The sequence below is a fragment of the Phenylobacterium kunshanense genome, from assembly GCF_003254525.1.
GTDB lineage: Bacteria > Pseudomonadota > Alphaproteobacteria > Caulobacterales > Caulobacteraceae > Phenylobacterium > Phenylobacterium kunshanense.
On the sequence record NZ_QFYS01000002.1, the window covers coordinates 494536 to 520118 of the forward strand.

Annotated in this window: 26 protein-coding genes; 13 read left to right on the forward strand and 13 right to left on the reverse strand. The window is 70.2% G+C overall.

The window, feature by feature from the left end; all coding sequences use genetic code 11:
* Positions 1-91: 91 nt before the first annotated feature.
* Positions 92-868, reverse strand: coding sequence for an SDR family oxidoreductase (locus DJ019_RS06750; protein ID WP_111275211.1), 777 nt, complete (start codon positions 866-868; stop codon positions 92-94).
* Positions 869-1032: 164 nt separating this feature from the next.
* Between DJ019_RS06750 and DJ019_RS06755 the strand changes: the two genes are divergently transcribed.
* Both DJ019_RS06755 and DJ019_RS06760 read left to right on the forward strand, forming a co-directional pair.
* Positions 1033-3114 (forward strand): 3-hydroxyacyl-CoA dehydrogenase NAD-binding domain-containing protein, encoded by a 2082-nt coding sequence (locus DJ019_RS06755; protein ID WP_111275212.1) that lies wholly within the window; start codon positions 1033-1035, stop codon positions 3112-3114.
* Positions 3115-3204: 90 nt separating this feature from the next.
* The gene (locus DJ019_RS06760; protein WP_111275213.1) at positions 3205-4410 is read left to right on the forward strand and encodes an acetyl-CoA C-acyltransferase; all 1206 of its coding nucleotides are present in this window, start codon (positions 3205-3207) and stop codon (positions 4408-4410) included.
* Between the two features lie 153 nt (positions 4411-4563).
* On the opposite strand, the gene DJ019_RS06765 is transcribed toward DJ019_RS06760, so the two are convergent.
* Both DJ019_RS06765 and DJ019_RS06770 read right to left on the reverse strand, forming a co-directional pair.
* Positions 4564-5124, reverse strand: a complete 561-nt coding sequence (locus DJ019_RS06765) for an alpha-ketoglutarate-dependent dioxygenase AlkB (RefSeq protein WP_111275214.1) — start codon at positions 5122-5124, stop codon at positions 4564-4566.
* 78 nt (positions 5125-5202) lie between these two features.
* Positions 5203-5553 (reverse strand): hypothetical protein, encoded by a 351-nt coding sequence (locus DJ019_RS06770; protein WP_111275215.1) that lies wholly within the window; start codon positions 5551-5553, stop codon positions 5203-5205.
* A gap of 168 nt (positions 5554-5721) precedes the next feature.
* Here DJ019_RS06770 and DJ019_RS06775 point away from each other — a divergent pair, with 168 nt between their 5' ends.
* Genes DJ019_RS06775 through DJ019_RS06785 form a run of 3 tightly spaced genes read left to right on the forward strand, consistent with a single transcriptional unit; the run spans position 5722 to position 7029 of the window.
* Positions 5722-6336 (forward strand): SAM-dependent methyltransferase, encoded by a 615-nt coding sequence (locus DJ019_RS06775; RefSeq protein ID WP_111275216.1) that lies wholly within the window; start codon positions 5722-5724, stop codon positions 6334-6336.
* Between the two features lie 52 nt (positions 6337-6388).
* The gene (locus DJ019_RS06780; protein ID WP_111275217.1) at positions 6389-6580 is read left to right on the forward strand and encodes a DUF2061 domain-containing protein; all 192 of its coding nucleotides are present in this window, start codon (positions 6389-6391) and stop codon (positions 6578-6580) included.
* 20 nt (positions 6581-6600) lie between these two features.
* The gene (locus DJ019_RS06785) at positions 6601-7029 is read left to right on the forward strand and encodes a Dps family protein (RefSeq protein WP_111275218.1); all 429 of its coding nucleotides are present in this window, start codon (positions 6601-6603) and stop codon (positions 7027-7029) included.
* A gap of 6 nt (positions 7030-7035) precedes the next feature.
* On the opposite strand, the gene DJ019_RS06790 is transcribed toward DJ019_RS06785, so the two are convergent.
* From DJ019_RS06790 to DJ019_RS06825, 8 genes are all read right to left on the reverse strand, one after another.
* Positions 7036-7788, reverse strand: coding sequence for an alpha/beta fold hydrolase (locus DJ019_RS06790; RefSeq protein ID WP_111275219.1), 753 nt, complete (start codon positions 7786-7788; stop codon positions 7036-7038).
* Positions 7788-8276: an RNA pyrophosphohydrolase gene (locus DJ019_RS06795; protein ID WP_111275220.1), complete on the reverse strand. Its 489-nt coding sequence runs from the start codon at positions 8274-8276 to the stop codon at positions 7788-7790. Before DJ019_RS06795 ends, DJ019_RS06790 begins: the two co-directional genes overlap by 1 nt.
* Entirely contained in the window at positions 8273-9400 is a 1128-nt protein-coding gene (locus tag DJ019_RS06800) for a divergent polysaccharide deacetylase family protein (protein WP_240606388.1), read from the reverse strand. The genes DJ019_RS06795 and DJ019_RS06800 overlap by 4 nt, the downstream gene beginning before the upstream one ends.
* 132 nt (positions 9401-9532) lie before the next feature.
* On the reverse strand, positions 9533-10924 hold the full coding sequence (locus DJ019_RS06805) for a S41 family peptidase (RefSeq protein ID WP_111275221.1): 1392 nt from the start codon (positions 10922-10924) through the stop codon (positions 9533-9535).
* 73 nt (positions 10925-10997) lie between these two features.
* The gene (locus DJ019_RS06810) at positions 10998-11840 is read right to left on the reverse strand and encodes a murein hydrolase activator EnvC family protein (protein ID WP_111275222.1); all 843 of its coding nucleotides are present in this window, start codon (positions 11838-11840) and stop codon (positions 10998-11000) included.
* The gene (gene rlmH / locus DJ019_RS06815) at positions 11840-12304 is read right to left on the reverse strand and encodes a 23S rRNA (pseudouridine(1915)-N(3))-methyltransferase RlmH (protein WP_111275223.1); all 465 of its coding nucleotides are present in this window, start codon (positions 12302-12304) and stop codon (positions 11840-11842) included. Before rlmH ends, DJ019_RS06810 begins: the two co-directional genes overlap by 1 nt.
* A gap of 32 nt (positions 12305-12336) precedes the next feature.
* Entirely contained in the window at positions 12337-13389 is a 1053-nt protein-coding gene (locus DJ019_RS06820) for an aspartate-semialdehyde dehydrogenase (RefSeq protein WP_111275224.1), read from the reverse strand.
* A 237-nt stretch (positions 13390-13626) separates the two neighbouring features.
* Entirely contained in the window at positions 13627-14874 is a 1248-nt protein-coding gene (locus DJ019_RS06825) for a dicarboxylate/amino acid:cation symporter (protein WP_111275225.1), read from the reverse strand.
* A gap of 102 nt (positions 14875-14976) precedes the next feature.
* Between DJ019_RS06825 and DJ019_RS06830 the strand changes: the two genes are divergently transcribed.
* The gene (locus DJ019_RS06830) at positions 14977-16422 is read left to right on the forward strand and encodes an AMP nucleosidase (RefSeq protein ID WP_111275226.1); all 1446 of its coding nucleotides are present in this window, start codon (positions 14977-14979) and stop codon (positions 16420-16422) included.
* Between the two features lie 3 nt (positions 16423-16425).
* On the opposite strand, the gene DJ019_RS06835 is transcribed toward DJ019_RS06830, so the two are convergent.
* Complete coding sequence (locus DJ019_RS06835; protein ID WP_205854100.1) at positions 16426-17775, reverse strand: M24 family metallopeptidase; 1350 nt, start codon at positions 17773-17775, stop codon at positions 16426-16428.
* Positions 17776-17895: 120 nt separating this feature from the next.
* Between DJ019_RS06835 and DJ019_RS06840 the strand changes: the two genes are divergently transcribed.
* The 7 genes from DJ019_RS06840 to DJ019_RS06870 all read left to right on the forward strand — a co-directional run bounded on the left by DJ019_RS06840 (position 17896) and on the right by DJ019_RS06870 (position 24703).
* The gene (locus DJ019_RS06840; RefSeq protein ID WP_111275227.1) at positions 17896-18669 is read left to right on the forward strand and encodes a tyrosine-protein phosphatase; all 774 of its coding nucleotides are present in this window, start codon (positions 17896-17898) and stop codon (positions 18667-18669) included.
* A 16-nt stretch (positions 18670-18685) separates the two neighbouring features.
* The gene (locus DJ019_RS06845) at positions 18686-19873 is read left to right on the forward strand and encodes a pyridoxal-phosphate-dependent aminotransferase family protein (RefSeq protein ID WP_111275228.1); all 1188 of its coding nucleotides are present in this window, start codon (positions 18686-18688) and stop codon (positions 19871-19873) included.
* A 73-nt stretch (positions 19874-19946) separates the two neighbouring features.
* The gene (locus DJ019_RS06850) at positions 19947-21410 is read left to right on the forward strand and encodes an MFS transporter (RefSeq protein ID WP_240606389.1); all 1464 of its coding nucleotides are present in this window, start codon (positions 19947-19949) and stop codon (positions 21408-21410) included.
* Between the two features lie 208 nt (positions 21411-21618).
* Positions 21619-21804, forward strand: a complete 186-nt coding sequence (locus DJ019_RS06855; RefSeq protein ID WP_111275229.1) for a Flp family type IVb pilin — start codon at positions 21619-21621, stop codon at positions 21802-21804.
* Positions 21805-21927: 123 nt separating this feature from the next.
* Entirely contained in the window at positions 21928-22443 is a 516-nt protein-coding gene (locus DJ019_RS06860; protein WP_111275230.1) for an A24 family peptidase, read from the forward strand.
* Positions 22444-22493: 50 nt separating this feature from the next.
* A complete protein-coding gene (locus tag DJ019_RS06865; protein ID WP_111275231.1) occupies positions 22494-23870 on the forward strand; it encodes a leucyl aminopeptidase family protein in 1377 nt (458 codons plus the stop codon).
* Entirely contained in the window at positions 23867-24703 is an 837-nt protein-coding gene (locus tag DJ019_RS06870; protein ID WP_111275232.1) for a C40 family peptidase, read from the forward strand. Before DJ019_RS06865 ends, DJ019_RS06870 begins: the two co-directional genes overlap by 4 nt.
* A gap of 61 nt (positions 24704-24764) precedes the next feature.
* On the opposite strand, the gene DJ019_RS06875 is transcribed toward DJ019_RS06870, so the two are convergent.
* Positions 24765-25493, reverse strand: a complete 729-nt coding sequence (locus DJ019_RS06875; protein WP_111275233.1) for a c-type cytochrome — start codon at positions 25491-25493, stop codon at positions 24765-24767.
* Positions 25494-25583 lie beyond the last annotated feature (90 nt).

Here is a 25583-nt window from a genome sequence, read left to right on the forward strand (position 1 = left end):
CCGGGCGAATACGCTAAGCCGCCTGCCGACTGCGAGAGACAGCCAGCCCCCCTCCACCCTCATCTACGCAAGACTCAGGCCGCCGGACGCCTCAGACACCGAGCTGGGCCAGGGCGACGCCGCCGTCCACCGCGATGGTCTGGCCGACCACATAGTCGCCGGCGCGGCTGGCCAGGTAGATCGCCACGCCCTGCATGTCCTCGTCCGTGCCGATCCGACGGGAGGGGATGCGCTTGGCCACCTCGTCGCCGTGGTCGCGGGCGACGCGGTTCATCTCGGAGGCGAAGGCGCCGGGGGCGATGCCGGTGACGGCGATGTTGTCCTCGATCAGCCGGGCGGCCAGGCGCCGGGTCAGGTAGATCAGGCCCGACTTCGAGGCGTGGTAGGAATAGGTCTCCTGCGGGTTCAGGCGGATGCCGTCGATCGAGGCGACGTTGATGACCTTGGACGGGCTCTGCGGCGTGCCGGCGGCCTTGAGCGCGCCGTGCAGGGCCTGGGTCAGGAAGAAGGGCGACTTGACGTTGAGGTCCATCACCTTGTCCCAGCCGCTCTCCGGGAACTCCTCGAACGGCGCGCCCCAGGCGGCGCCGGCGTTGTTGAGCAGGATGTCGAGCTTGTCCTCGCGTTCCAGGAAGGCCTTGGCCAGGGCCTGGCAGCCCTCCACCGTCGAGACGTCCTGCGGCAGCGGGATGCACTTGGGGCCCAGCTCCTCGGCGGTCTCGAGGCACGCCGGCGCCTTGCGCGAGGAGATGTAGACGCGGGCGCAGCCGGCCTCGATGAAGCCCCGGGCGATCATCTTGCCGATGCCGCGCGAGCCACCGGTGACCAGGGCCACCTTGCCCTCGAGCGAAAACAGATTTGCGGCCATCCGGGTCGTCCTCTTCCCTTTCGTTGGGGCAGGGATTCCACCCTATAGAATTCCCGTCTGGGAATTGACTTGGCCCCGCCTGCCGAGGCCTATAACACGCGTTTGAATTTCACGGCCGCCAGATTTTTGAACGAGCGGTCTGCCAGCCATATTCGAGGAAGCTCATGACCGAGATCAATTCGGTGACCACCCTCACCCGCGAGGGCGACGTCGACGTCATCACCCTGAACTCTCCGCCGGTGAACGCCCTGTCGGCCAATGTGCGCGACGGGTTGTTCGAGGGCTTCAAGGCCGCCGCGGCCTCGGACTCCAAGGCCATCGTGCTGATCTGTGACGGCCGCACCTTCATCGCCGGCGCCGACATCAGCGAGTTCGGCGCGCCGGGCAAACCCTCGGCGTCCCTGCCGGACGTCCAGAACATGATGGAGAACTCGCCCAAGCCGGTGATCGCCGCGATCCACGGCACGGCCCTGGGCGGCGGCCTGGAAGTGGCGCTCTGCGCCCACTACCGCGTGGCCGTCCCCTCCGCGAAGCTGGGCCTGCCGGAAGTGGCCCTGGGCCTGCTGCCGGGCGCCGGCGGCACCCAGCGCCTGCCGCGCGTGGTCGGCGTCGAGAACGCCCTGGAGATGATGACCTCGGGCCGCCACGTGCCGGCCAAGGAAGCCGCCAGCCTGGGCCTGGTCGACGAGCTGGTCGAGGAAGGCAAGCTGAAGGAAGGCGCCCTCGCCTTCGCCCGCAAGTGCGTCGCCGAGAACAAGCCGCTGGTGAAGATCAGCGAGAACAACACCAAGCTGGAAGCGGCCAAGGGCAAGCCCGAGATCTTCGCCGAGTTCCGCAAGAAGAACGCCCGCAAGTTCCGCGGCTTCGACGCGCCGGAAGCGAACATCAAGTGCATCGAGGCGGCGGTGAACTCCGCCAGCTTCGACGAGGGCCTGGCCGTCGAGCGCAAGCTGTTCATGGGCCTGATGACCGGCAGCCAGTCGGCCGCCCAGCGCTACTACTTCTTCGCCGAGCGCACCGCCGCGAAGATCCCGGACGTGCCGGACGACACCCCGCTCCGCGAGATCAAGAAGGTCGGCGTCCTGGGCGCCGGCACCATGGGCGGCGGCATCTCGATGAACTTCGCCAACGTGGGCATCCCGGTGGTGATCGTCGAGCTGAAGCAGGATGCGCTGGACCGCGGCCTGGCCACCATCCGCAAGAACTATGAACGTTCGCGCGGCGCCGACCCGGCGGTGACCGAGAAGCGCATGAGCCTGCTGACCGGCTCGCTGGACATGAACGACTTCGCCGACTGCGACCTCATCATCGAGGCCGTGTTCGAGCGGATGGACATCAAGAAGGACGTGTTCACGAAGCTGGACGCGATCTGCAAGCCGGGCGCGATCCTGGCCTCGAACACCAGCTACCTGAACATCGACGAGATCGCCTCGGTCACGAAGCGGCCGCAGGACGTGATCGGCCTGCACTTCTTCTCGCCGGCCAACGTGATGAAGCTGCTGGAAGTGATCCGCGGCGAGAAGACCGCCAAGGACGTCATCGCCACCTCGATGAAGCTGGCCAAGAAGATCGGCAAGATCGCGGCCCTGGCCGGCGTCTGCCCCGGCTTCATCGGCAACCGCATGCTGAGCCAGCGCCAGCGCGAGGCCCAGAAGCTGATCATGGAAGGCGCGATGCCGTGGGACGTGGACCGCGTGCTCTACGACTTCGGCTTCCCGATGGGTCCGTTCGCCATGAGCGACCTCGCCGGCCTCGACATCGGCTGGGTGAAGGAGAACTCGAAGGGCGAGACCCTGCGCGACGTACTCTGCGAGGCGGACCGCCGCGGCCAGAAGACGGGCGCGGGCTACTACGACTACGACGAGAACCGTAACGCCAAGCCGAGCGAGTTCACCGAGAACGCGATCAACGCCTTCATCGCCAAGACCGGCAAGAACCCGCGCAAGATCTCGGACGAGGAGATCCTGGAGCGCTGCATCTTCCCGATGATCAACGAGGGCGTGAAGATCCTCGAAGAGGGCAAGGCCATCCGCGCCAGCGACATCGACGTGGTCTGGGTCAACGGCTACGGCTGGCCGGTCTATCGCGGCGGCCCGATGTTCTACGGCGACCTGATCGGCGGCCCCGCCAAGGTCCTGGAGAAGATGAAGGAGTTCCAGGCCACCATGGGCGACGACTTCAAGCCCGCGGCCCTGCTCGAGAAGCTGGCCGCCGAGGGCAAGAAGTTCGGCGACCTCAAGGGCTGATCCGAACGCCATCCACACCAGCGGGGCGGCCCCGGCCGCCCCGCTATTTTTTCACCCACAGGTTCACCTAACGTCAGGATACGACCACTCATGCGTGAAGCCGTCATCGTCGCCGCCAAGCGGACGCCCATCGGCAAGGCCTATCGTGGGGCCTTCAACAACACCTACGGCGCGGCCCTCGGCGCGGAATCCATCAAGGCGGCGATCGCCCAGGCGGGCATCGACCCGGCCGAGATCGACGACGTGGTCATGGGCGCGGCGATGCAGCAGGGCACGACGGGCAACAATATCGCCCGCCAGGCGGCGCTGCGGGCCGGCCTGCCGAACACCGTCTCGGGCATGACGCTGGACCGCCAGTGCTCGTCCGGCCTGATGGGCATCGCCACGGCCGCCAAGTACATCATCAACGACGGCGCGACGGTCGCGGTCGGCGGCGGGCTGGAGTCCATCAGCCTCGTGCAGAACGACAAGATGAACCGCTTCATGGCGGTCGACGCCTGGCTGCACCAGCACGTGCCCGAGCTGGGCTGCTCGATGCTGGAGACCGCCGAGATCGTCGCCGAGCGCTATGGCGTGAGCCGCGAGGCCCAGGACGAATACGCCCTGCAGTCGCAGCAGCGCACCGCCCAGGCCCAGGCCGAGGGCCGCTTCGCCGACGAGATCGTGCCGGTCACCACGATCATGAAGGTGGTGGTCAACAAGGAGACCGGCGAGACCGCCGACAAGGAGATCACCGTCAGCGCCGACGAGGGCAACCGCCCGTCGACCACGCTTGAGGACCTGCAGAAGCTGCAGCCGGTGTTCAAGGGCGGCCGCTACGTCCAGCAGGGCAAGTTCATCACCGCCGGCAACGCCAGCCAGCTCTCGGACGGCTCGGCCGCGGTGGTGCTGATGGAGGCCAAGGAAGCCGAGCGTCGCGGCCTGAAGGCCCTGGGCGCCTACCGCGGCATGGCCGTGGCCGGCTGCGGCCCCGAGGAGATGGGCATCGGCCCCGTCTTCGCGATCCCGAAGCTGCTGGAGCGGAACGGCCTGACCATCGACGACATCGGCATCTGGGAGCTGAACGAGGCCTTCGCCTCGCAGACGCTCTACTGCCGCGACAAGCTCGGCATCGATCCGGCGAAGTTCAACGTCTCGGGCGGCGCGATCTCGATCGGCCACCCCTACGGCATGACCGGCGCCCGCTGCACCGCCCACGTCCTCTACGAGGGCAAGCGTCGCGGCGCGAAGTACGGCGTCGTCACCATGTGTGTCGGCGGCGGGATGGGCGCCGCGGGCCTCTTTGAAATCTTCTAAGAGGCCGGCCGCGGCGCCCATAACTCTGAATGGCTGAAATCGCTGAGCGATTTCAGCGGGGCGCCGCAGGCCTGTTCGAGATCTTCTGATCCTGAAGTCGGAGGTTCGCTCTCCGAAGACCCAGGGGCCGTCCCGTCCGCGGGGCGGCCCTTCTCATGTCCGCAGGTTGCGGAAGGTGATGGAGTAGCGGAGCGCCTTGGCCTCGGGGATGCTGTGCTCCCAGTCGCGGCGGGCGGGGCCGTCCAGCACATAGGCCGAGCGCGGCGCCAGCGCGACGGCGGTCCGTCGCCACCTGGCCCCCTCCCGCTGGCGGAAGCGCATGATCGCGGGGCTCAGCAGCGAGACGCCGACAACCTTGTCGAACACCGGCCGGTCGCGATGCCAGCCGATCGGGGCGCCCACCGGATACTTGTTGATCAGCACGTGCGCGAAGGCCTCGCCTGGCAGGTCCGCGAAGGCGGCGGCCCTGTCCCTCAGGGGCAGGAGCCATTCGGGCAGGGGCTCGGCGTCCACCAGGCCCGGACCGTTGAAATCGTAGCGTCGGCCGAACGAGACGACATGGCGGCGGCCCTCGAACCCCTGGAACTGGAAAGGTTCGAAGGAGAGGCCCTCAAGCCGGTCCAGCAGCTCCCGCTCCTCGACCGGGGTGATGAACTCGTCCCGGTGGAGGAGGCCGTCCGGGCCGATGGGCATGTCGAACAGGGATGCCGTCATGGGCTTCGATCGCAGATGAAGATGGCGGCGGGAAGGTCGCCCCGCCCGCCGCCAGCCGTTCAGGTCCGGATCCCGCGATCAGTAGCGCGGGTAGTCGTTCCAGCCGTAGCGGCGGTCGCCATCCCGGCGCTCCCAGCGGATCTGCTGGGCGAGCTGGTCGAAGCGGCGGTCGAGGTCGCGACGTTCCCAGTTGGACAGGCCGTTGCGGGCGTAGCGCGCCTCGATCCGCACCACCCGCTCGAACTGGCGGTGCAGGCGCTCGGCTTCGGCAGGGGTCAGTTGGCCGGAGCGGACGCCCTGGTCGATGCGGTGGTCGAGGCGCTCGAGGCGGCGCTCGATGGGGGTCCAGCCGCCATGGTAGGGCTGGGCGGACGCGGCGCCGGCGGCAAGAGCGGTGGCGGCGGCCAGGGGCAGGATGAGGGTCTTCATGATCGTCTCTCCTCGGACTTGTTCTTGTCCCTCGTGACGGATGGCCAGAACCCCGAACCCGCCGGATGGTTCACGGCCCGGCACGCTGCGATCACGCAGGCGTGAACACCGGGCGAGGGCGGTCCGTGGCCTGCTCGGGCGTCAGGAGAGACGGCCGGGGAGTCGAGCTTGAGAGCACTGGCGTGGGCCGTCGCGGCGTCTCTGACGCTGGGCCTTGCCGCCTGCCAGACGGCGGACACCGCTTCGCTTCGTCCCACGGACCGGCCGCGCGGAGCGCCGGACGTGATCTTCGTGCCGACGCCGGCGGAGACGGTGGACGCCATGCTGGCCCTGGCGGAGGTGGGGCCGGAGGATGTGCTCTACGACCTGGGCTCGGGCGACGGGCGCATCCCGATCGCGGCGGCCCGACGGTTCGGGACGCGCGGCGTCGGGATCGAGATCAATCCGCGGCTGGTGGCCGAGGCTCGCGCCGGGGCGCGGGCGGCCGGGGTGGAGGGCCTGGCGACCTTCCGGACGCAGGACCTGTTCGAGACCGACCTGCGCGAGGCGACGGTGGTGACGCTCTACCTGCTCACCCGCCTGAACGAGCGCCTGAAGCCCAAGCTGCGCGCCGAGCTGCCCTATGGCGCCCGGATCGTGAGTCATGCGTTCGAGATCCCGGGCTGGGTTCCCGAACGGGTCGTGGAGGTCGGCAACGGGACCACGATCTATCTGTGGCGCATGCCGCCGGAGGAGGTCGACAGGCCGCGCGAGGCGCCAAAAGAATTTTCTTTGGACAATTGACGATCGATCGCCGCGAACTATATTGAGAATAGTTCGCAACAAGGAGGCCGTCATGCGCCTGGCCGCCAAGACCGCCAGCTGGTCGCTGGTTCACATGACCGTCGCCATCGCCGTGGCCTATGCGCTGACCCAGAACTGGAAGGCGGCGCTGGCCGTGGGGCTGATCGAACCGGTGTTCCAGACCATCGCCTTCGCCCTGCACGAGCGCGCCTGGTCGCGGGCCGCGCCGGCGCACGCCCACTGACTCATCCGGGAGACATCAGGATGCCTTACAACAAGACCGCCGCCGGCCTCGCCAAGCTGCTGGCCGACACCTACGCCGTGTACCTGAAGACGCACGGCTATCACTGGAACGTGCGCGGCCCGGCCTTCGCCTCGCTGCACACGCTGTTCATGACCCAATACACCGAGATGTGGACGGCCATCGACGAGATCGCCGAGCGGATCCGGGCGCTGGGCGAGCTTGCGCCGCAGGGCTACCGCAGCTTCGCCAACCTGTCCGCGATCGGCGACGGCGATCCCGAGAAGGACGCCCAGGCGATGCTGAAGGAGCTGATCGCCGATCACGAGACCCTGATCGTCACCGCCAAGGCCGCCCGGGAGGGCGCCGACGACGTCACGATCTCGGTTATCGACGCGCGCGTCCAGGCGCACGAGAAGCACGCGTGGATGCTGCGGGCGTCGCTGGGCTGACCGCGCTCAGGCGCTGACGCGGGTCTCCGCCTCGAGCCAGTCGAGGACGAGGCTGGCGACGTCCTCCCAGCCCTCCTCGCCGATCAGCCAGTGGCTCATGCCCGGCAGGCAGTGGAAGCGGGCGCCGAGGCGCTCGGAGGTCTGGCGGACGGTGGCGGGCGGGTGGACGACGTCCGAGCCGCCGACCACGGCCAGGGTGGGGCAAGGCAGGGCGCCGACGCCGACGCTGGTGGTCATGAACGGGTCCAGCCACCAGTTCAGCACCTCGCGCACCGCCCGGCCGCTCTCGGGCCGCATGCGGGCCAGCACGGCGTCGCGGCGCGTCTTGGGCGTGCGGTCCAGGCTGTGGTGGCGCATGAGGTGGCGATCGGGCGTGACGCTGGACGACCAGAAGGGGGCGGCGACCGAGACGCCGAAGGCGGTGATCGCCTCCTCGATCGAGGAGCCGGTGACGCCCCAGGGCGGCGAGGGCGCGAGCAGGGCCAGGGCCGCCGGCTTCACCCGCCGCGCGGCGAGCTGGCAGACGAGGCCGCCCATGGAGTGGCCGATCAGCACCGGCGGCTCGGGCAGGCCTTCACAGAGGCGCACCACGCTGCGGGCGTAGTCCGACATGGAGAGGCCGGCGACGCCGCCGCCCGGCTCATGGCCCGGCAGGTCGGGCGCCAGCACGGTCCAGCCCCGGGCCTCGAACGGCTCGCGGAACGCCTCGAAGGCCCAGCCGGCGCAGAAGGCGCCGTGGATCATGATCGCGGTGGGCATCAGGCGGCCGCGCTCTTCCGCGCCGCAAAGGTGGCGAAGGCCTGGGCGACCGCGTCATAGGCCGGACGCTTGAACGGGACGATCAGCTCGGGCGCCTCTTCGAGATAGCCCCACCGCCAGGCGTCGAACTCGGGCGGATAGTGGGCGGCGAGGTCGAACTCGGACTCGTCGCCGTCGAAGCGGAAGGCGAACCAGACCTGGCGCTGGCCCTTCCAGCCGCGGCGCAGCTCCTGGGCGACCAGGGCGGGGAAGTCGTAGGTCAGCCAGCCGTCGGTGCGGCCGAGGTAGGTGATGCTGACGGCGCCGGTCTCCTCCTGCAGCTCGCGGCGCGCGGCGTCCTCCAGGTCCTCGCCGTCGTCGACGCCGCCTTGCGGGAACTGCCAGTTGTAGGGCGGTTCGGTCTTCGCCCGCTGGCCCAGCCAGACGCGGCCGTCGGGATGGAACAGCACCACGCCGACGTTCGGCCGGTAGAGGGAGAGGTCGGTCATCTAAGGGCCGTGAGGGCGGAGGCGGGAGCCAGCTGGTAGCCCCTCGTTTCCACCTCATTGGCCCACTGCGCAACCTTCTCCAGGGTCACAGGGTAGGCGAACCCCGCGCCCAGCGCCTGGCCGCGCTGGAGGGCGCCGGCCTCCAGGGCCAGGAGCTGCTGGTCGATGGCCGGGCCCGAGACCTTGTCGTCGATGACCCGCTCGGCGGTCGCCCGCGGCATGCCGCCGCCCCGCCGCGCGGCCGAGCCGTCGTCGACGAACGCCAGTCCCCGGCCTTTCACGGCGGCGGCGAAGGCGTTGTAGGCCGGGTCGGTGGCGAGGAAGCGCGAGCCCAGATAGTTGGTCAGGCCAAAGTAGCCGGTGGCGCGGGAAAGGATCCATTCCAGCTTCTTCACCGTCTCGGGCGGCTGGCCCGCGGCCATCAGGGTGTAGGGGCCGGGGTCGTTGTCGGGGTAGTCCACCGGCTCCATCGGCGTCTCGAGCAGCACCTCGTGGCCGTGGGCCCGGGCCATGTCGATCCAGCCCTGCAGCCCCTCGGCGTAGACCACGAAAGACAGGGTGATCTCGGGCCGCAGGGTCTCGATCGCCTGGCGGGTGGCGCGGGCGTTGAGCCCCAGGCCGCCGACGACCAGCGCCACCTTCGGGCGGCCGTTGGATTTGAAGGGACGGGCATAGACCTGGGCGGGGGTCCGGCCGTCCTGGGCGATGATCGGCAGGGGCCCGCCGGGACCGGGCGCGTAGAAGCCGGTGATCGGCGCGACGGGCAGGCCCTGGCCGGCGAAGGCCGGGCCGGCGCCCGCGGAGGGCGGGCCGTTCATGGCCACCGCCGCGCCGGGCGCCAGCGGTCTTTCGGACAGGCGGACGACGTCGTGGCGGACCTGGGCTTCACCCTGGACGGGCTTCAGGGCCTGGAGCCAGCCGGCCGGCGCGTCGCGGAGCTCGGCCTGCAGCGGCAGACGCACCCGGACCGCGCCGCCGCCGGGCGGTCCTAGCAGGCTCGCCAGCACATAGGCGACGACCAGAAAGACCATCGAGGCGGCGACCAGCCTGAGCGCCGGGCTGGCGGCCAGGCCGCGGACGTCGATGGTCGGCGCCTTCAGGCGGGGCAGGGCGAGCGTGGCCACGGCAGGGAACTCCTCACCCGGCAGGCTCGCCGAACATGGTTAACGCTTCCCTCCTTCGGGTCGGCGGAGGCGGCTGAAACGAAAAGGGCGGCCCCTGGGGACCGCCCTTCGCATTCGTCAGCCGTGGTCGGCCTACTTCTGGGTGACCGGCGGGGGCTTCACCTCGGCGACCTTGGCCTTGGAGACGATCTCCGCGAGCTTGGCCGTCGGCTTGGGCAGCTTCGGCGTCGCGGCGACGGAGCCGTGGCGCAGCACGTCGACGGCGCGGGCGACCTGGAAGTCCTTCTTCTCGTCGAAGCCCTCGGGCGGCGCCTCGGCCGGCTCGTGCGCGCCGCGGCGGACCTTGCCCTCGTCGGCGTTCAGCGCGTTGCGGAACGAGGCCTCCGAGAACTGGTAGCTGCGGTTGGCGATGATCTGGGCTTCCTCGCGGGTGGCGGCCACTTCGAGATCGGGCGTGATCCCGGTCTTCTGGATGGAGCGACCGGACGGGGTGAAGTAGCGCGCGGTCGTCAGCTTCAGCGCGCCGTCGATGCCGCCCCGCAGGGGGATGACGGTCTGCACCGAGCCCTTGCCGAAGCTGGTGAGGCCCACGACCTCGGCCCGCTTGCGGTCCTGGAGGGCGCCGGCGACGATCTCGGCCGCCGAGGCCGAGCCCGAGTCGATCAGCACGACGACCGGCAGGCCGCCGGTGATGTCGCCGGGACGGGCGTTGTAGCGTTCCACATCGCGGGCGTCGCGGCCGCGCTGGCTGACGATCTCGCCGCCTTCGAGGAACAGGTCCGAGACGCCGACCGCCTGGTCGAGCAGGCCGCCGGGATTGCGGCGGAGGTCGAGGATCACGCCCTTCAGATTGGGGTTCTTGGCCTTCATGTCGGCGAAGGCGGCCTCGGTCTCGTCGGTGGTCTTCTCGTTGAAGCTGGCGATGCGGATGACCGCGTTGTCGCCTTCCAGGCGCGCCGTCACGTTGCGCGGCTTGATGACCTCGCGCACCAGCTTGACGTCGAACGGATCCGACTTCTCGCGGGCGATGGTCAGCTGGACCGCCTCACCCGGCCGGCCGCGCATCTGCTTCACCGCCTCGGTGACGGTCAGGCCCAGGACGCTCTCGCCGTTCACGGCGGTGATGTAGTCGCCGGCCTTGATGCCGGCCTTGGCGGCGGGCGTGCCGTCCATCGGCGCGATCACCTTGACCACGCCGTCCTCGCTGGTGACCTCGATGCCGAGGCCGCCGTATTCGCCGCGCGTCTGATCGCGCATGTCGTCGAAGTCTTCCGGGTCGAGGTAGCCCGAGTGCGGGTCGAGGCTGGTCAGCATGCCGTCGATGGCCGCCTGGATCAGCTTCGTGTCGTCGACGTCGGTGACGTACTGGTTCTCGACGGTGTTCAGCACATCCCCGAAGAGGCCGAGCATCCTGTAGGTCTTGGCCCGCGGCTGAGCCGAGGCGAGCGCCTGCTGGCTGACATAGGCCATGGACCCCGCGCCGAGCACGAACGCCGACGCACCGATCAGGATGTACTTCTTCATAGCCTGCCTCAGTCTCCCTTACGCGACCTTGGAGCCGCTTATGGAGCACGCTGGAGACGGTTTTGAGGCCGCTTCAGCCCGCTTTCTTGTTCAACCATCGGCTCGGGTCGACGGGTGAACCCTGCTCGCGGACCTCCAGGTAGAGTTCGGAGGCCCGTTGCCGACCATCGTTAGCCCAACCGACAGGCTGGCCCTCCGTGACGGATTGTCCGACCTGAACCGATGTTCTCTCCAGACCAGCAAGCACGAGATGATATCCGCCGGCTAGTCTTAATATGATGATGACGTCCCAACCTTTTACGGGGCCCACGTACTGGACGACGCCTGCCCCGGGACTGACGGCGCGCGCGCCCTTGGCCGCCGCCAGGGTGAGGCCGTTGGAGCGGCCGCCTCCGGCGATCGGATCGCCGAACCGCCGCACGACTTCGCCCGCGGCCGGCAGGACCAGCCGCGCCGGCGGGGTCAGCGCCACCGGCGCGTCGGGGGGGACCGCCCCCCTCAGCCGCAGGGCGGTCTCCTCAGGGGTCGGGAGGGCGTCGGCGGCCAGGCTGTCGCGCTCGAACAGGGCCTCGCTCTGGGCGGCGGCGAGGCGACGCTGGCGCATCACCTCGGACGCGCCCTCCGCATAGCCCTGGGCCCGCGCCTGCAGGTCCGGCGTCAGCGCCTTGACGAGGATGGCCGCCCGGACCGCGTCGCGGGCGTCCTCGGGCGAGACCAGCAGGGCCGGCGGCGGGTCGCGCTTGAGCTGCTCCAGCACCGACAGCAGGCGCGACAGCCGGTGCATGTTCACCCCCTGCTCGACGGTGAGCTCGGTCTCCGCGGCGTTGAGGCGCGCCAGCCGGTCGGTGGTGGTGGCCATGGCGGCCGCGCCGGCGAGGCCCGCCGCCAGGAGTCCGAGGGTGAGAATCCGCTGCATCAGTCCCGATGATACGGTGATCCGGCCAGGATGGAGACAGCCCGCCAGACCTGTTCGCACAGCATCGCCCGCGCCAGGGCGTGCGGCCAGGTCTGGGGACCGAAGGCCAGCGTGCCCTGGACGGACTTCACAAGGTCGGGATCGAGCCCGTCGGCGCCGCCGATCAGGAACACGAGGCGCCGGACGCCGCGATCCCGCAGGACGGCGATCTCCTCGGCGAAGGCGCGGCTGGCGCGGGCCTTGCCGCGTTCGTCGCAGGCGATGACGTGGCTGTCGGCCAGGTGCGGGCGCAGGGCCTCGGCCTCGGCGGCCTTGCCGGGCTTGCGCGCCTCGACCTCGATCACCTCCACGGGACCGAGACCCAGGGCGCGGCCGGCCGCGGTGGCGCGCTCGACGTAGAGCTTCACGAGCTCGGTCTCGGGCGAGCGGGCCAGGCGGCCGATGGCGACGATGGCGATCTTCACGACCCCGCCGCCATAGCACGATCCCCGCCGGGCTACGCCACCGCCGCCGTCGCCTGGGCGAAGAGGCGTTCGGCGATCTGGACGGCGTTGAGCGCCGCGCCCTTCAGGAGCTGGTCGCCGGCCACGAACAGGGCGAGCGAACGGCCCGAGGGGTCGGACAGATCCTGGCGGATGCGCCCCACCAGCACGTCGCCCTGGCCCTGCGCCTCCGAGGGCATGGGGAAGTGGTTGGCGGCGCGGTCGTCGACGATCCGTACGCCGGGCGCCTTGGCCAGCACGGCGCGGGCCTCATCCGGCGAAACGGGCCGGTCGAACTCCAGGGTCATGGCGATGGCGTGGGCGCGCAGGACCGGCACGCGGATGCAGGTGACGCCCACCGGCAGCTCCGGGCGGTCCAGGATGCGGCGGCACTCGGCGATCACCTTTTCCTCCTCGCCGTTGTAGCCGGTCTCCAGGTCGACCTCGGCGTTGTGGCTGAAGAGGTTGAAGGCGTAGGGGTGCGGCAGGACGCGGGGCTCGTACGACGCATCACGGAGCGCGGCCTCGGTGGAGGCGCGCAGCTCCTCCATGGCCGCGGCGCCGGCGCCGGAAGCGGCCTGGTAGGTGGCCATCTGTACGCGCTTCAGGCCGAACGCCTGGGCGAGCGGGGCGATCGGCACGGCGGCGATGATGGCGACGCAGTTGGGGTTGGCGACCACGCCGCGATGAGCCGCGAGGCTGTCCGCGTTCACCTCGGGCACCACCAGCGGGCAGGCCGGGTCCATGCGGAAGGCCGAGGAGTTGTCGACCACCACCGCGCCGGCGGCGACCGCCTTCGGGGCATAGGCCTTGGACGTGCCGCTGCCGGCCGAGAAGAAGGCCAGGTCCACCTCGTCGAAGCTGGCGTCGTCCAGGGCGTCGACGGTCAGCGGCTGGCCGCGGAAGCTCATCTGCTTGCCGGCCGACCGGGGCGAGGCCAGGAGCTTCAGGCGGGAGAGCGGGAAGTTCCGCTCCTCCAGGCAGCGGATCAGCTCGACGCCCACGGCGCCGGTGGCGCCGACGATGGCGACGTTGGGATGGGCTCGGCGGAAGCTCTGGAAGGTCATGGTGCGTCTCCTGGTTCAGGCGGAGGCGCGGGGATGCCGGGTCGGATGACGGGGCCCCGCGCGTCGGCGGGGCTCTCGGGGTGTGCGGCTGTCGGCTCTTAGACCATGCACGCACCCGTCGACGCCCCGCCGCGGCGGGTCGTTTTCAGGGTGGTCATAATAATGGTCATGACAGCGGTCATCGCCACGCCCTCTAGCGGCCGGGAGCGCGGCTGTAAAGCGTGACGCCGCGTCGCGTCACGCCCGGGCGGGCTCGGCCTCCGGCTGTTCGATCTGACCTTCCCACTTGGCGACCACGGCCGAGGCGACCGAGTTGCCGACCACGTTGGTCGCCGAGCGGCCCATGTCGAGCAGGTGGTCGACGGCGAGGATCAGGGCGATGCCCGCCTCGGGGAGCTGGAAGTAGGTGAGGGTCGCGGCGATCACCACGAGCGAGGCGCGCGGCACGCCGGCCATGCCCTTCGACGTGACCATCAAGAGGCCCAGCATGGTGATCTGCTGGGCGATGGTCAGCTCGATCCCATAGACCTGCGCGATGAACAGGGTCGCGAAGGTGCAGTACATCATCGAGCCGTCGAGGTTGAACGAGTAGCCCAGCGGCAGGACGAAGCTGGCCACCTTGCGGCTGACGCCCCACTTCTGGAGTTCCTCGAGCGTGCGCGGGTAGGCGGCCTCGGACGAGGCGGTGGAGAAGGCCAGCAGGGTCGGCGAGCGGATCTGGGCGATCAGCTTGAGCATGCGGGGTCCGACGATGAGCACGCCGGCCAGGATCAGCATCGCCCACAGGATGCCGAGCGACAGGTAGAAGCCGCCGACGAACTTGGCGTAGGTGAAGATCACGCCGACGCCCTTGGTGGCGATGCTGGCCGCCAGGGCCGCGAAGATCGCCAGGGGCGCGGTCTTCATCACATAGCCGGTGACCTTCAGCATGATCTGGGCGATCTGCTCGACCACGGCCAGCACCTGCGGGGCGCGGTCGTCGACGGCCGAGACCGCCACGCCGACGAACACCGAGAACACCACGATCTGCAGGATCTCGTTCTTCGCCATGGCGTCGACGATCGAGCTCGGCACCAGGTGGGTGACGAACTCCTTCAGCGTGAACTTGGACATGTCGACCGTGGTCGCGGCGGCGCCGGCCTCCGAGGCGAACGACACCCCCGCGCCGGGCTGGAGGATGTGGACCATGATCAGGCCCAGCGTCAGGGAGAAGATCGAGGCGACGATGAACCAGCCCATGGTCTTCACGCCGACGCGGCCGACCTCCGAGGCGTCACCCATGTGCGCGATGCCGACCACGAGGGTGGAGAAGACCAGCGGGGCGATGATCATCTTGATCAGCCGAAGGAAGATGTCGGTGATGATCGAGAGGTTGGCGGCCCAGTTCGCCGCCTCCGCCGCCGGCAGGCTGACGTTGATCCCCCAGCCCACGGCGACGCCGAGGATCATCGAGCCCACGATGAGGGCGGTGAAGAGACGGTTCATGCAGACCCCGGCCGAAAATTGGAGCGTCTTTGTCGCTAAACTGCGTCGGAACGTAAACGGCGGATTCGCCAACCGTCACACACGGCGGCTATAAGGCGCCCGATGAAGAAGCAAGAAGCAGCCGGCATCGTCGATCGGCTGGAGACTGAATACCGCAAGAGCGTCGACAGTCTCCGAACCTCCCTCAAGACCTTCCTGTCGGGCGGACCGCCGCCCGAACCCGCGGTCCGCCAGAGCGGCGCGTTCGTCTATCCCGAACTCAGGCTGACCTGGCCGCACGGCCTGGCCTATCCCCGCACCAGCCGGGCCTATGCGCGCATCCCCGCCCCCGGCGCCTATGCGGTCACCGTCACGCGGCCCGACCTGTTCCGCGACTACCTCGTCGAGCAGCTCTCGCTGCTGCAGGAGGATTTCGACATCGAGCTCTCGGTGGGACGATCCCGCCAGGAGATCCCGTTTCCCTATGTGCTCGATCCGGCGGACCTCGCCATGGCCGACATCTCGTCGGTGGAGATCGCGCGGCACTTCCCGACCACCGAGCTGGCCTATATCGGCGACGAGGTGGCCGACGGGTCGTGGATGGCCGAGGCGGACGAGCCGCGCCCCCTGGCCCTGTTCGACGGCCTCAGGACCGATTTCTCGCTGGCGCGGCTGTCGCACTACAGCGGCACGCCCGCCGAGCACACCCAGCAGTACATCCTGTTCACCAACTACCACCGCTACGTGGACGAGTTCGTGGCCTGGGGCTGCCGGCAGCTCAAGGCGGGCGGGCCCTACACGGCGCTGTCGGCGGCCGGCCATGTGCTGGTGACGGCCGACACGCCCAATCCCGAGGCGGCCGTGGCCGCGGGCGCGTGGCGCAAGCACCAGATGCCGGCCTACCACCTGATGGCGCCGGGCCGGGCCGGCATCACGCTCGTCAACATCGGCGTCGGCCCGTCGAACGCCAAGACGGTGTGCGACCACCTCGCCGTGCTGCGCCCGCAGGCCTGGCTGATGATCGGCCACTGCGGCGGGCTGCGCGGCAGCCAGAAGATCGGCGACTACGTCCTGGCCCACGGCTACCTGCGCGACGACCACGTGCTGGACAAGGTGCTGCCGCCGGAGATCCCGATCCCGGCCCTGGCCGAAATCCAGCTCGCCCTCAACGGCGCGGCCGAGAAGGTGACCGGCGAGACCGGAGAGGTCCTGAAGCGCCGCCTGCGGACCGGCACGGTGGTCTCCACCGACGACCGGAACTGGGAGCTGAAGTATTCCTCCAGCGCCCTGCGCTTCAACCAGAGCCGGGCGGTGGCGATCGACATGGAGAGCGCCACCATCGCGGCCCAGGGCTACCGCTTCCGGGTGCCCTACGGGACGCTGCTCTGCGTGTCCGACAAGCCGCTGCACGGCGAGATCAAGCTGCCGGGCCAGGCCAACGCCTTCTACGACCGCGCGATCGGCCAGCACCTGCAGATCGGCCTCGCGGCCATCGACCTGCTGCGCGAGGAAGGCGCCCGCCTCCACTCGCGCAAGCTGCGCAGCTTCGACGAGCCGCCGTTCCGCTGACGGCTACCTGATCAGCGTGAGTTCGGTCTGGCGGCCGTCGAGGTAGCGGACCTCCTTGCCGTCGAAATAGGCGTCCTCCTCGGTGCGGAAGGCGACCTTCTGGCCGTCCCACTCGGGCACGGCGTGGGTCGCGGTCAGCTCTATGGACCAGACGGTGTGGGCGAACACCTTGGCCGCGCCGCGCTCGTCGCCGTTCTGGTTGTCCCAGAAGCCGATGGCGGGCCCGGCGCCGTGACCGTGATAGCCCAGCGGGTGGGAGTAGATCGACGGGTCGAGCCCCTGGGCGATGGCCTTGGCGCGCGCGGCGGCGAGGATGTCGTTGCCGCTGAGCCCGACCTTGAACGAGGCGGTCACGGCGTCCTGCACCCGGTTGGCGGCGGCGAGGCCGGCGCGCAGCCCGGCCGGGGCCTCGGTCTCTCCATCCTTCAGGACATAGGCGAGGTGCTGGGTGTCGGTGTTGAGCCGCAGGTAGGTGACCCCGAAATCGGTCCAGACGAGGTCGCCCTTCTGGATGACCGTGTCGCCGTCGAGCATGCCCTTCGCCCCCTGGCGCTGCACGCCGACCGACGGGTGGAACCAGGTGGCGACGCCCAGGCGGGACAGCCGCTCGCGCAAGTACCAGGCGACATCGTCGGTGGTCGTCACGCCCGGCTTGATCACCTGGCCCGACAGCCCCTCGGCGAGGACGGCGTGGGCCAGACGGACGACGCCCGGGTAGAGCTTCATCTCGGCCGGGATGCGCGATTCCAGCCAGCCGACGCTGAGCCGCTCGCCGGAAACGATCCGGTCGCGGTAGGGGGCCGGGAGCGCGGCCATGAGGCCGTCGCGCTGGCTCACGGTCAGGCCGTCGCCGAAGGCGGTGAGGGCCGAGACGTTCAGGGCGATCTTCTTCGGGTTCTTCGCGGCGATCAGATCCCCCAGGGCCTTCCACTGGTCGGGCTGCTGCTCCGGCTTCCAGGCGCCCTCGAACATGCCGGGCAGGCCATAGCGGCTGACGGTGAGGCGCTCGACCGGCCGGCCCTCGCCGGGATCGAAGAAGACCAGGATGGTCCGGCGGCGGGCGCGCAGGCTCTTCGCGTCCAGCATGGTCGCGAGGACCGGGTCCTCCAGATACTCGCGGGCGACCAGCACCCACATGTCGATCCCCTCCTCGCGCATCAGGCGCGGGACGACGGTCTGGAGGCGCTCGGTGAGGAGGGCGTCCTCGACGGCGGCGCGGTCGCGAAGGGTGAGGAGCGGCGGCAGGGCGGGGTGCGCCGCCTCAACCTGCGACATGGGGATCGCGGGCGGCTCGGCCGCAAGGGACGGCGTGGCGAGGAGGGCGAGGGCGGCGGCCCAGCGGCTGATGGTCATGACGGTCCTCACGGATGGCGGAGCAGTCCTGCCCGCGTTCCCGCGCCGCGTGAAGCCGTCGCCGGCGGATGACGCCGCGGCGCCTCGAAACTTGCACGGAGAACGATTAGAAGACGCGGCATGACGCGCCGCATCGCCTTCGAAGGCATCGACAACTTCCGGGACTTCGGTGACTACGACGCCCGGGGGCGGCGGCTGAAGCGCGGCCTGCTCTACCGGTCGGCCCACCACGGCAAGGCGACCGACGAGGACCTGCGCAAGCTGGCCGAACTGGGCCTCGCGGTGGTCGTGGACCTGCGCCGGACCAACGAGCGGGAGCGGGAGCCCAACCGCCGCTGGGCCGGCCACGCCGCCCAGGTGATCGAGAACGACATCGGCCAGGACACCGCCGACGAGTGGGCGACGTTCATCCAGACCTCGGACCTGACCCCCCAGTCGTTCCGGGCCTACATGCTGGACTACTACGACAAGCTGCCGTTCCAGCGCCGGCACATCGATCTCTATCGGCGCTACTTCCAGGCCCTGGCCCAGACGGAAGGTCCGGTGCTGGTGCACTGCGCGGCCGGCAAGGACCGGACCGGCATCCTCTGCGCCCTGACCCACCACGTGGCCGGCGTGCACGACGACGATATCGTGGCCGACTACCTGCTGACCAACGACGAGGAGCGGCTGCAGAAGCGCCTGCCCACGATCCGCGAGGTCGTGCGCGAGCAGACCGGCCGCGAGGCCTCGGACGAGGCGCTGATGACCGCGATGCGGGTCGAGGCCGAATACATGGCCAAGGCCTTCGAAGTGATCCTCGCGGCCCACGGCTCGCTCGACGGCTACCTCGACGAGGTGCTGGGCCTCGACGACCACGTGCGGGGCCGCATCCACGACCGCCTGCTGGGCTGACGCCACCGGAGACATCATGCAGACTTTCCAGCCGCCCCGCCGGGTCCTGATGGGGCCGGGCCCGTCCGACGTCAGCCCGCGCGTCCTCGCCGCCCTGGCGCGGCCGACCATCGGCCACCTGGATCCCGCCTTCCAGTCGCTGATGGAGGAGATCAAGGGGGCGCTGCAGCGGCTGTTCAACGCCCCGGACCACGCCTGCGTCCCGCTGCCCGCGCCCGGCACCGCCGGCATGGAGGCGGCGATGATGAACCTGCTGGAGCCGGGGGACCGCGCGGTGGTCGCCATCAACGGCGTGTTCGGCGGGCGGATGGCCGACATGGCCGGCCGCGCCGGCGCGACGGTGGTCACGGTGGAGCACGAGTGGGGCCAGCCGGTTGATCCCGCCCGGGTCGAGGCGGCGCTGGCCGAGGCGCCGACCAAGCTGCTGGCCTTCGTCCACGCCGAGACGTCCACCGGCGTCCGCAGCGATGCGGCCACGCTCTGCGGCCTGGCGCGCAAGCACAGGGCGCTGTCGGTGGTGGACTGCGTGACCTCGCTGGGCGGGATCGCGGTGGACGCCGCGGCCTGGGGCGCCGACGTCATCTATTCCGGCACCCAGAAGTGCCTGTCCGCGCCGCCCGGACTCTCCCCCATCGCCCTCAGCAAGGCGGCGCAGGCGGCCATCGCTGGGCGCAAGGAGAAGGTCCGCAACTGGCTGCTCGATTTCAACCTGCTCATGGCCTACTGGGGCGGCCCGGAAGGAAGCGGGGGCGGCGGCCGGACCTATCACCACACCGCGCCCGTGAACGCGCTCTACGGCCTGCACGAGTCCCTCGTGGTGCTGTTCGAGGAAGGCGTGCAGGCGGCCACGGTGCGCCACGCGCGGATGCATGAGGCGCTGGCGGCGGGGATCGAGGCGGCCGGCCTGAAGTTCCTGGTCGAGCCGAAGTGGCGGCTGCCGATGCTCAACACGGTGATCGTGCCCGATGGGGTCGACGAGGCCGCCGTGCGGGCCCACGTGCTCAAGGCCTGGGACCTGGAGCTCGGCGCGGGCCTGGGGCCGCTGAAGGGCAAGGTCTGGCGCATCGGCCTGATGGGCGAGTCGGCGACGCCGTGGCACGTGCGGCTGTGCCTGACCGCCCTGTGCGACGCGCTGAATGCGCAGGGCGTGTCGGTGGACTCCCGCGCGGTCCTGGCCGCCGCCGAGGGCCGGCTGCAGCAGTAGTCGACAACCCCTCCGCCGCCGCTACGGTGGGCGCAACGGCCGACAAGAGCCGTCGTGAAGAGGGGAGACGTCGTTGAAGGATCCGATCGCGCCCGAGATCCAGGGCGCCGCGGCGGTGGTCGATCCGCCGCTGGAGGCCGACTATGGCGGTGACGACCGCCTGAACCGGGGTGGGCTCGCCTGGGCCGTGTTCCAGGGCGGGCGCGACCCGATCGTCATCCTGATCATCATCTACGTCTTCATGCCCTATGTGGCGGGCGTGATGGTCGGCGACCCGGTGAAGGGCCAGGAGGTCATCTCCCGCTGGAACCAGTGGGCCGGCTGGGTCGTGCTGGCGACGGCGCCGTTCATCGGCGCCTCCATCGACAAGCTGGGCCGGCGGAAGGGGTGGCTGGCCCTGGTGGTCGGCCTGATGGTCCCGCTGACCGCGGCGCTGTGGTGGGCCAGGCCCGACGGCTCGGGCCTGTCGGTCGAGGCCACCATGCTGTGCGTGATGAGCGCCCAGATCCTCTTCGGCTACTCCGAAATCCTGCACAATTCGCTGCTGGTGCGGGCGGCGGGCCTGCGCAGCGCGCACCGCGCGTCCGGGCTGGCGCTCTCTCTCGGCAACCTGTTCTCGGTGCTTGCGCTCAGCTTCACCTTCTGGGCCTTCGCCCTGCCGGGGACCGTGGACTGGAGCTGGGTTCCCGCGCAGCCGCTGTTCGGCCTGGACCCGGCGGCGCACGAGCCCGAGCGGGTGGTGGCCTGGATGGCCGCCGGCCTTCTGCTGGTGGGTTCCATCCCGCTGTTCCTGTTCACGCCGGACGCCGCGCCGACCGGCCGGCGCCCCCTGCAGGCGCTCGCCGAGGGCGCGGCCGAGCTGTGGAGCATGCTGCGGACGGTCAGCCGGTACCGCGACGCGGCGGTCTACATCGGCTCGCGGATGTTCTTCGTCGACGGCATGAACGGGGTGCTGGTCTACATCGGGGTGTTCGCGGTCGGCGTGATGAAGTGGGGCGCGCTGGAGATGCTGGCCTTCGGCATCCTGCTCAGCGTGTTCGCGGTGCTGGGCGGCTTCGTCGGGCGCTGGCTGGACGCCGGGGTCGGGCCGAAGAACGCGCTCAGGATCGAGATCTCCTGCGCCATGGCCGGCCTGGCCCTGACGCTGGGCATGCGACCGGACCTGATCGCCTACCTCTGGCCGGTGACGCCGGGCGTGGCAGTGTGGGACAGCCCGGTGTTCTCGACGCTGCCCGACCTGGTGTTCGCCGGCATCGGCTGCACCTACGCCATCTTCATCACCGCCCAGTACGCCTCCAGCCGCACCCTGCTGACCCGCCTGACGCCGCCGGACCAGACCGGGGCCTTCTTCGGGGTCTACGCGCTGTCGGGCGTGGCCACCGCCTGGCTGGCGCCGACGCTGGTGAACCAGGGAACCGCGCTCACCGGCACGCAACAGGGCGGCTTCGCAATGCTGCTGTTACTGCTGGGCCTGGGCCTTGTCGGGCTGTTCTTCGTGCGGGGCGGCGGCCGGAGCTGGACCTTGGCGTCGCGTTGAACTGTTGAATCCAAACGGAAAAATGTGCGTAATTCTGCGCATGGTTTCCCGCGGTAAATGATTAACAACGGTAAACCATGTAGATTTATTAGTAATGTGGATTCATGGCGCCTTAAACGCGATGGGGGACATTGGGCGTGTTCTTAGGGGCGAGCAGGCAAGAGCTTGAGGCCCCCCACAGTCTGCTCGCTAGAATGGAGAGAGCCCAATGTCGAAGTTCATGACCCGCTTCCTGAAGGACGAATCCGGCGCCACCGCCATCGAGTACGGCCTGATCGCCGCTCTGATCGCCGTCGTGCTCGTCGGCGCGCTGCAAGCCGTCGGCGGCAGCCTGAACACCGCCTTCGAGAAGATCAGCGACGACGTGGACACCGCGACGAGCGGCACGCCGTAAATCGCGAGCGTCTGACGCTTCCAGGGCCCCCGGCGGAAACGCCGGGGGCCTTTTGCTTTCAAGCTTGGCTGCAACGCTCCGTTCACGCGTGGTTAGGCATGATGGAGCAAAGGGTTTCGTCCGATGCCTTCGTTCCTTGTCGCCATCCTCGTCCTGACCTTCCCGGCGCTGGTCGTTGCGGCCGCCCTGCGCGACGCGATGTCGTACACGATCCCCAACTGGATCTCGGCGGCGCTGGTCGTGCTGTTTCCGCTCGCCGCCCTGGCCGTGGGGCTGCCGCTGCCGGCGATCGGCCTGCATGTGGGCGTCGGCGTCGGCGTGCTGGCCGCGGGCATGGCGATGTTCGCCCTGCGCTGGGTCGGCGGCGGCGACGCCAAGCTGCTGGCGGCGGCCTCGCTCTGGATCGGCTGGCCGGCCCTGACCGGGTTCCTGCTGACCGCGGCCCTGGCCGGCGGCGGCCTGGCGGGCGTGCTGATCCTGATGCGCTCGGCGCTCTTCCGCCCGCTCGCCCTGATGGGACCGCCGTGGGTGGCGCGCCTGGCGGAACCGGGCGAGCCCGTGCCCTATGGCGTGGCGATCTGCATCGGCGCGCTGGTCACCCTGTCGGCCTCGCCGTTCGGCGCGGTCCTGGGGCTCTGAGTTGCGGCGGCGTCTCCCAACCACGACATGCACGCCGATGAGGCGAGCGCATGTCTGACGTGATCCTGGACACCTTCGACGGCGTCGCGACGCCGATTCATGCGCTGACCGAGGCCGAAACGGCCAAGGCGCTGGAAGCCGACGCCTTTGCCGCGGCCCTGGCGCGGACGGCCGAGTTCAAGGGCAAGTCCGGCCAGCTTCTCCTCGTGCCCGACGCTGCCGGCGCGGTGGCCCGGGTGCTGTTCGGACTGGGCGAGACGCCGAAGGTCGACGCCTTCCGCGCGCTGCCCGCGAAACTGCCCGCCGGCGTCTATCGTCTTGCCGAGGCGCCTGCCGGCGTGTCGCCCGACCGGATCGCCCTGGCCTTCGCCCTGGGGAGCTACCGCTTCGACCGGTACAAGAAGAAGGATGGCGAGCGCCCGCGCCTGCTGGTCGAGGGCTGCGACGTCGCCGAGGCGCGCCAGGTGGCGCACGCCTGCGCCCTGGCCCGCGACATGGTCAATACGCCGGCCAACGACATGGGTCCGCGCCAGATCGAGACCATCGCCCGCGAGATCGCCGAGCAGCACGGCGGCCAGGTCACGGTGATCGAGGGCGAGGGGCTGCTGGAAGCCGGCTATCCGGCGGTGCACGCCGTGGGCCGCGCCGCCGATCCGGCCCGCGCGCCGCGCTTCATCGAGATCATGTGGGGCGACGCCGCCAAGCCGCTGGTCGCCATCGTCGGCAAGGGCGTGGTGTTCGACACCGGCGGCCTCGACATCAAGCCGTCGGCCGGCATGCGCCTGATGAAGAAGGACATGGGCGGCGCCGCCCACGCCCTGGCGCTCGGCCGGATGATCATGGCGGCCGGGCTGCCCGTGCGCCTGGCGGTGCTCGTGCCCACCGTGGAGAACGCGATCTCCGGTGACGCCATGCGGCCGGGCGACGTGATCGCCTCGCGTCAGGGTGTCTCGATCGAGGTCGGCAACACCGACGCCGAGGGCCGGCTGATCCTGGCCGACGCCCTGACCCGGGCGGCGGAGCTGGAGCCGGCGCTGACCATCGACATGGCCACCCTGACCGGCGCGGCGCGGATCGCCCTGGGCCCGCAGCTGCCGCCGTTCTTCACCGACGACGATGAGCTGGCCGCGCAGATCGAGGCTGCGGCGACGGCGGAATCGGACCCTCTCTGGCGCATGCCGCTGTGGAAGCCCTACGCCGACGCGCTGGACAGCGACGTGGCCGAGATCAAGAACGACCCGGACGGCTGGGCGCAGGCGGGCGCGGTGACCGCGGCCCTCTTCCTCCAGCGGTTCGCGCCCAAGGGCCCCTGGGTCCACCTCGACATCTTCGCCTGGAACCCCAAGGGCCGGCCGGGATTCCCGGCAGGCGCGGAGGCCCAGGCCATCCGCGGTCTCTACCGCATGATCCGCGAGCGTTTCGCATGAAGCACGATCCCCGCATCACGCCCTGGCGCGACGGGATCGCGGCCCGCAGCCTGGAAGGGGTGCTGGAGGCCGAGGTCTATCTCGATCCCAAGGCCATGAGCTGCATGGCCCCGGCCGCGGCGCTCCGCGCCGGCCCGGACGGCAACGCCGAGCAGATGGACCAGGTCCTGTTCGGCGAGCGGTTCGAGGTGCTGGAGGAAGAGGGCGCGTGGGTGTTCGGCCAGGCCGCCCGCGACGGCTACGTCGGCTTCGTGGAGGCCGCGACGCTGCAGCCCGCCGGCGCCATGCCGACCCACCGGGTTTCCGCCCTCCGGACCTATGCGTTCGCCGAGGCCAGCATCAAGACGCGTGCCTCGGGCCCCTATTCGATCAACAGCCTGGTGACGGTCGAGGCCGTCGAGGGGCGCCTCGCCAAGGTGACGGGTGCGGGCTGGATGGCGGCCGATCACCTCTCGCCGATCGGCCTGTTCGAAGACGACTGGGCGGCGGTGGCCGAGCGGTTCGTGGGCGCGCCGTACCTGTGGGGCGGCCGCGAGAGCCTGGGCCTGGACTGTTCGGGACTGGTGCAGCAGGCCTTGTTCGCCTGCGGTCGGGCCTGTCCCCGCGACACCGACCAGCAGCAGGCGCTGGGCGCGCCGATCGTCGCGGACGACTTCCGGCGTGGCGACCTGGTGTTCTGGAAGGGCCACGTGGCCCTGGGCGTCGGCGAGGGACGCATCGTCCACGCCAACGGCCATCACATGGCGACGGTGGTCGAGCCGCTGGCCGAGGCGGTCGACCGGATTCGCGCAGCCGGCGCCGGCGAGCCCACGGCCTTCCGCCGCCCTGACTGACCCCTGAAACGAAAATGGCCGGGACATCGCCCGGCCATCTCCATCTGATCTGTCGTCCGGCTCAGCCCTTGGGGGCCGGCGCCGACTTCTGCGCGGGAGCCGCGGCCGCCGCCGGAGCGGCTTCGCCCTGGCCCGCGGCGCCCTGGGTGGCCGGCGCCGCATCGGCCGCGGCCGGAGCGCCTTCCGCCGCCGGAGCCGCAGCGTCGCCCGCGGCCGGAGCCGCCGCCGCGCCGGGCTGGCGGGCCGGATCCGGAGCCGGCACGGGCAGCTTGCCGCCCTTGCTGCTGAGGTAGGCGATCACGGCGACCCGCTCTTCCTGCTTCTTCAGGCCGACGAAGGTCATCTTGGTGCCGGCGACGTGCTTCTGCGGCGCCTTCAGGAAGGCGTCGAGCTCATCGTAGGTCCAGACCGGCGCAGCGCCCGCGTGGGCGGTCATGGCCGGCGAATAGGCGAAGCCCGCATGCGCGGCTGGCTTGGCGCCGACGACGCCGAACAGGTTCGGACCGGTGCCGTTGGCGCCGCCCTGGTCCACCGTGTGGCAGGACTTGCACTTGGCGAAGGCCGCTTCGCCCGCCGCCACGTCGGCGACCGGCAGCAGCGTGCCCCAATCCGGCGGCAGCTCGACCGCCCCGCCGCCCGCGCCGCCCTCTTCGGCGACTTCGACGGCGTAGCCCGCCTTTTCCGGCTGCTCGGGCGCGAACACGCCCGCGCTGAGTTCACGAAGGCCGACGATGGCCAGGCCGGTCGCCAGCACCGCGCCGGCGATCTTGTTGAACGTCAGGTCGCTCATAATCCCCTAGTCACGCCTCTCATCGGCCAGCGGACTTGCGCCCGCGGGACGCGCGGGAATCCCGCCCCTTATTGCGTGCGGCTCTCTTAC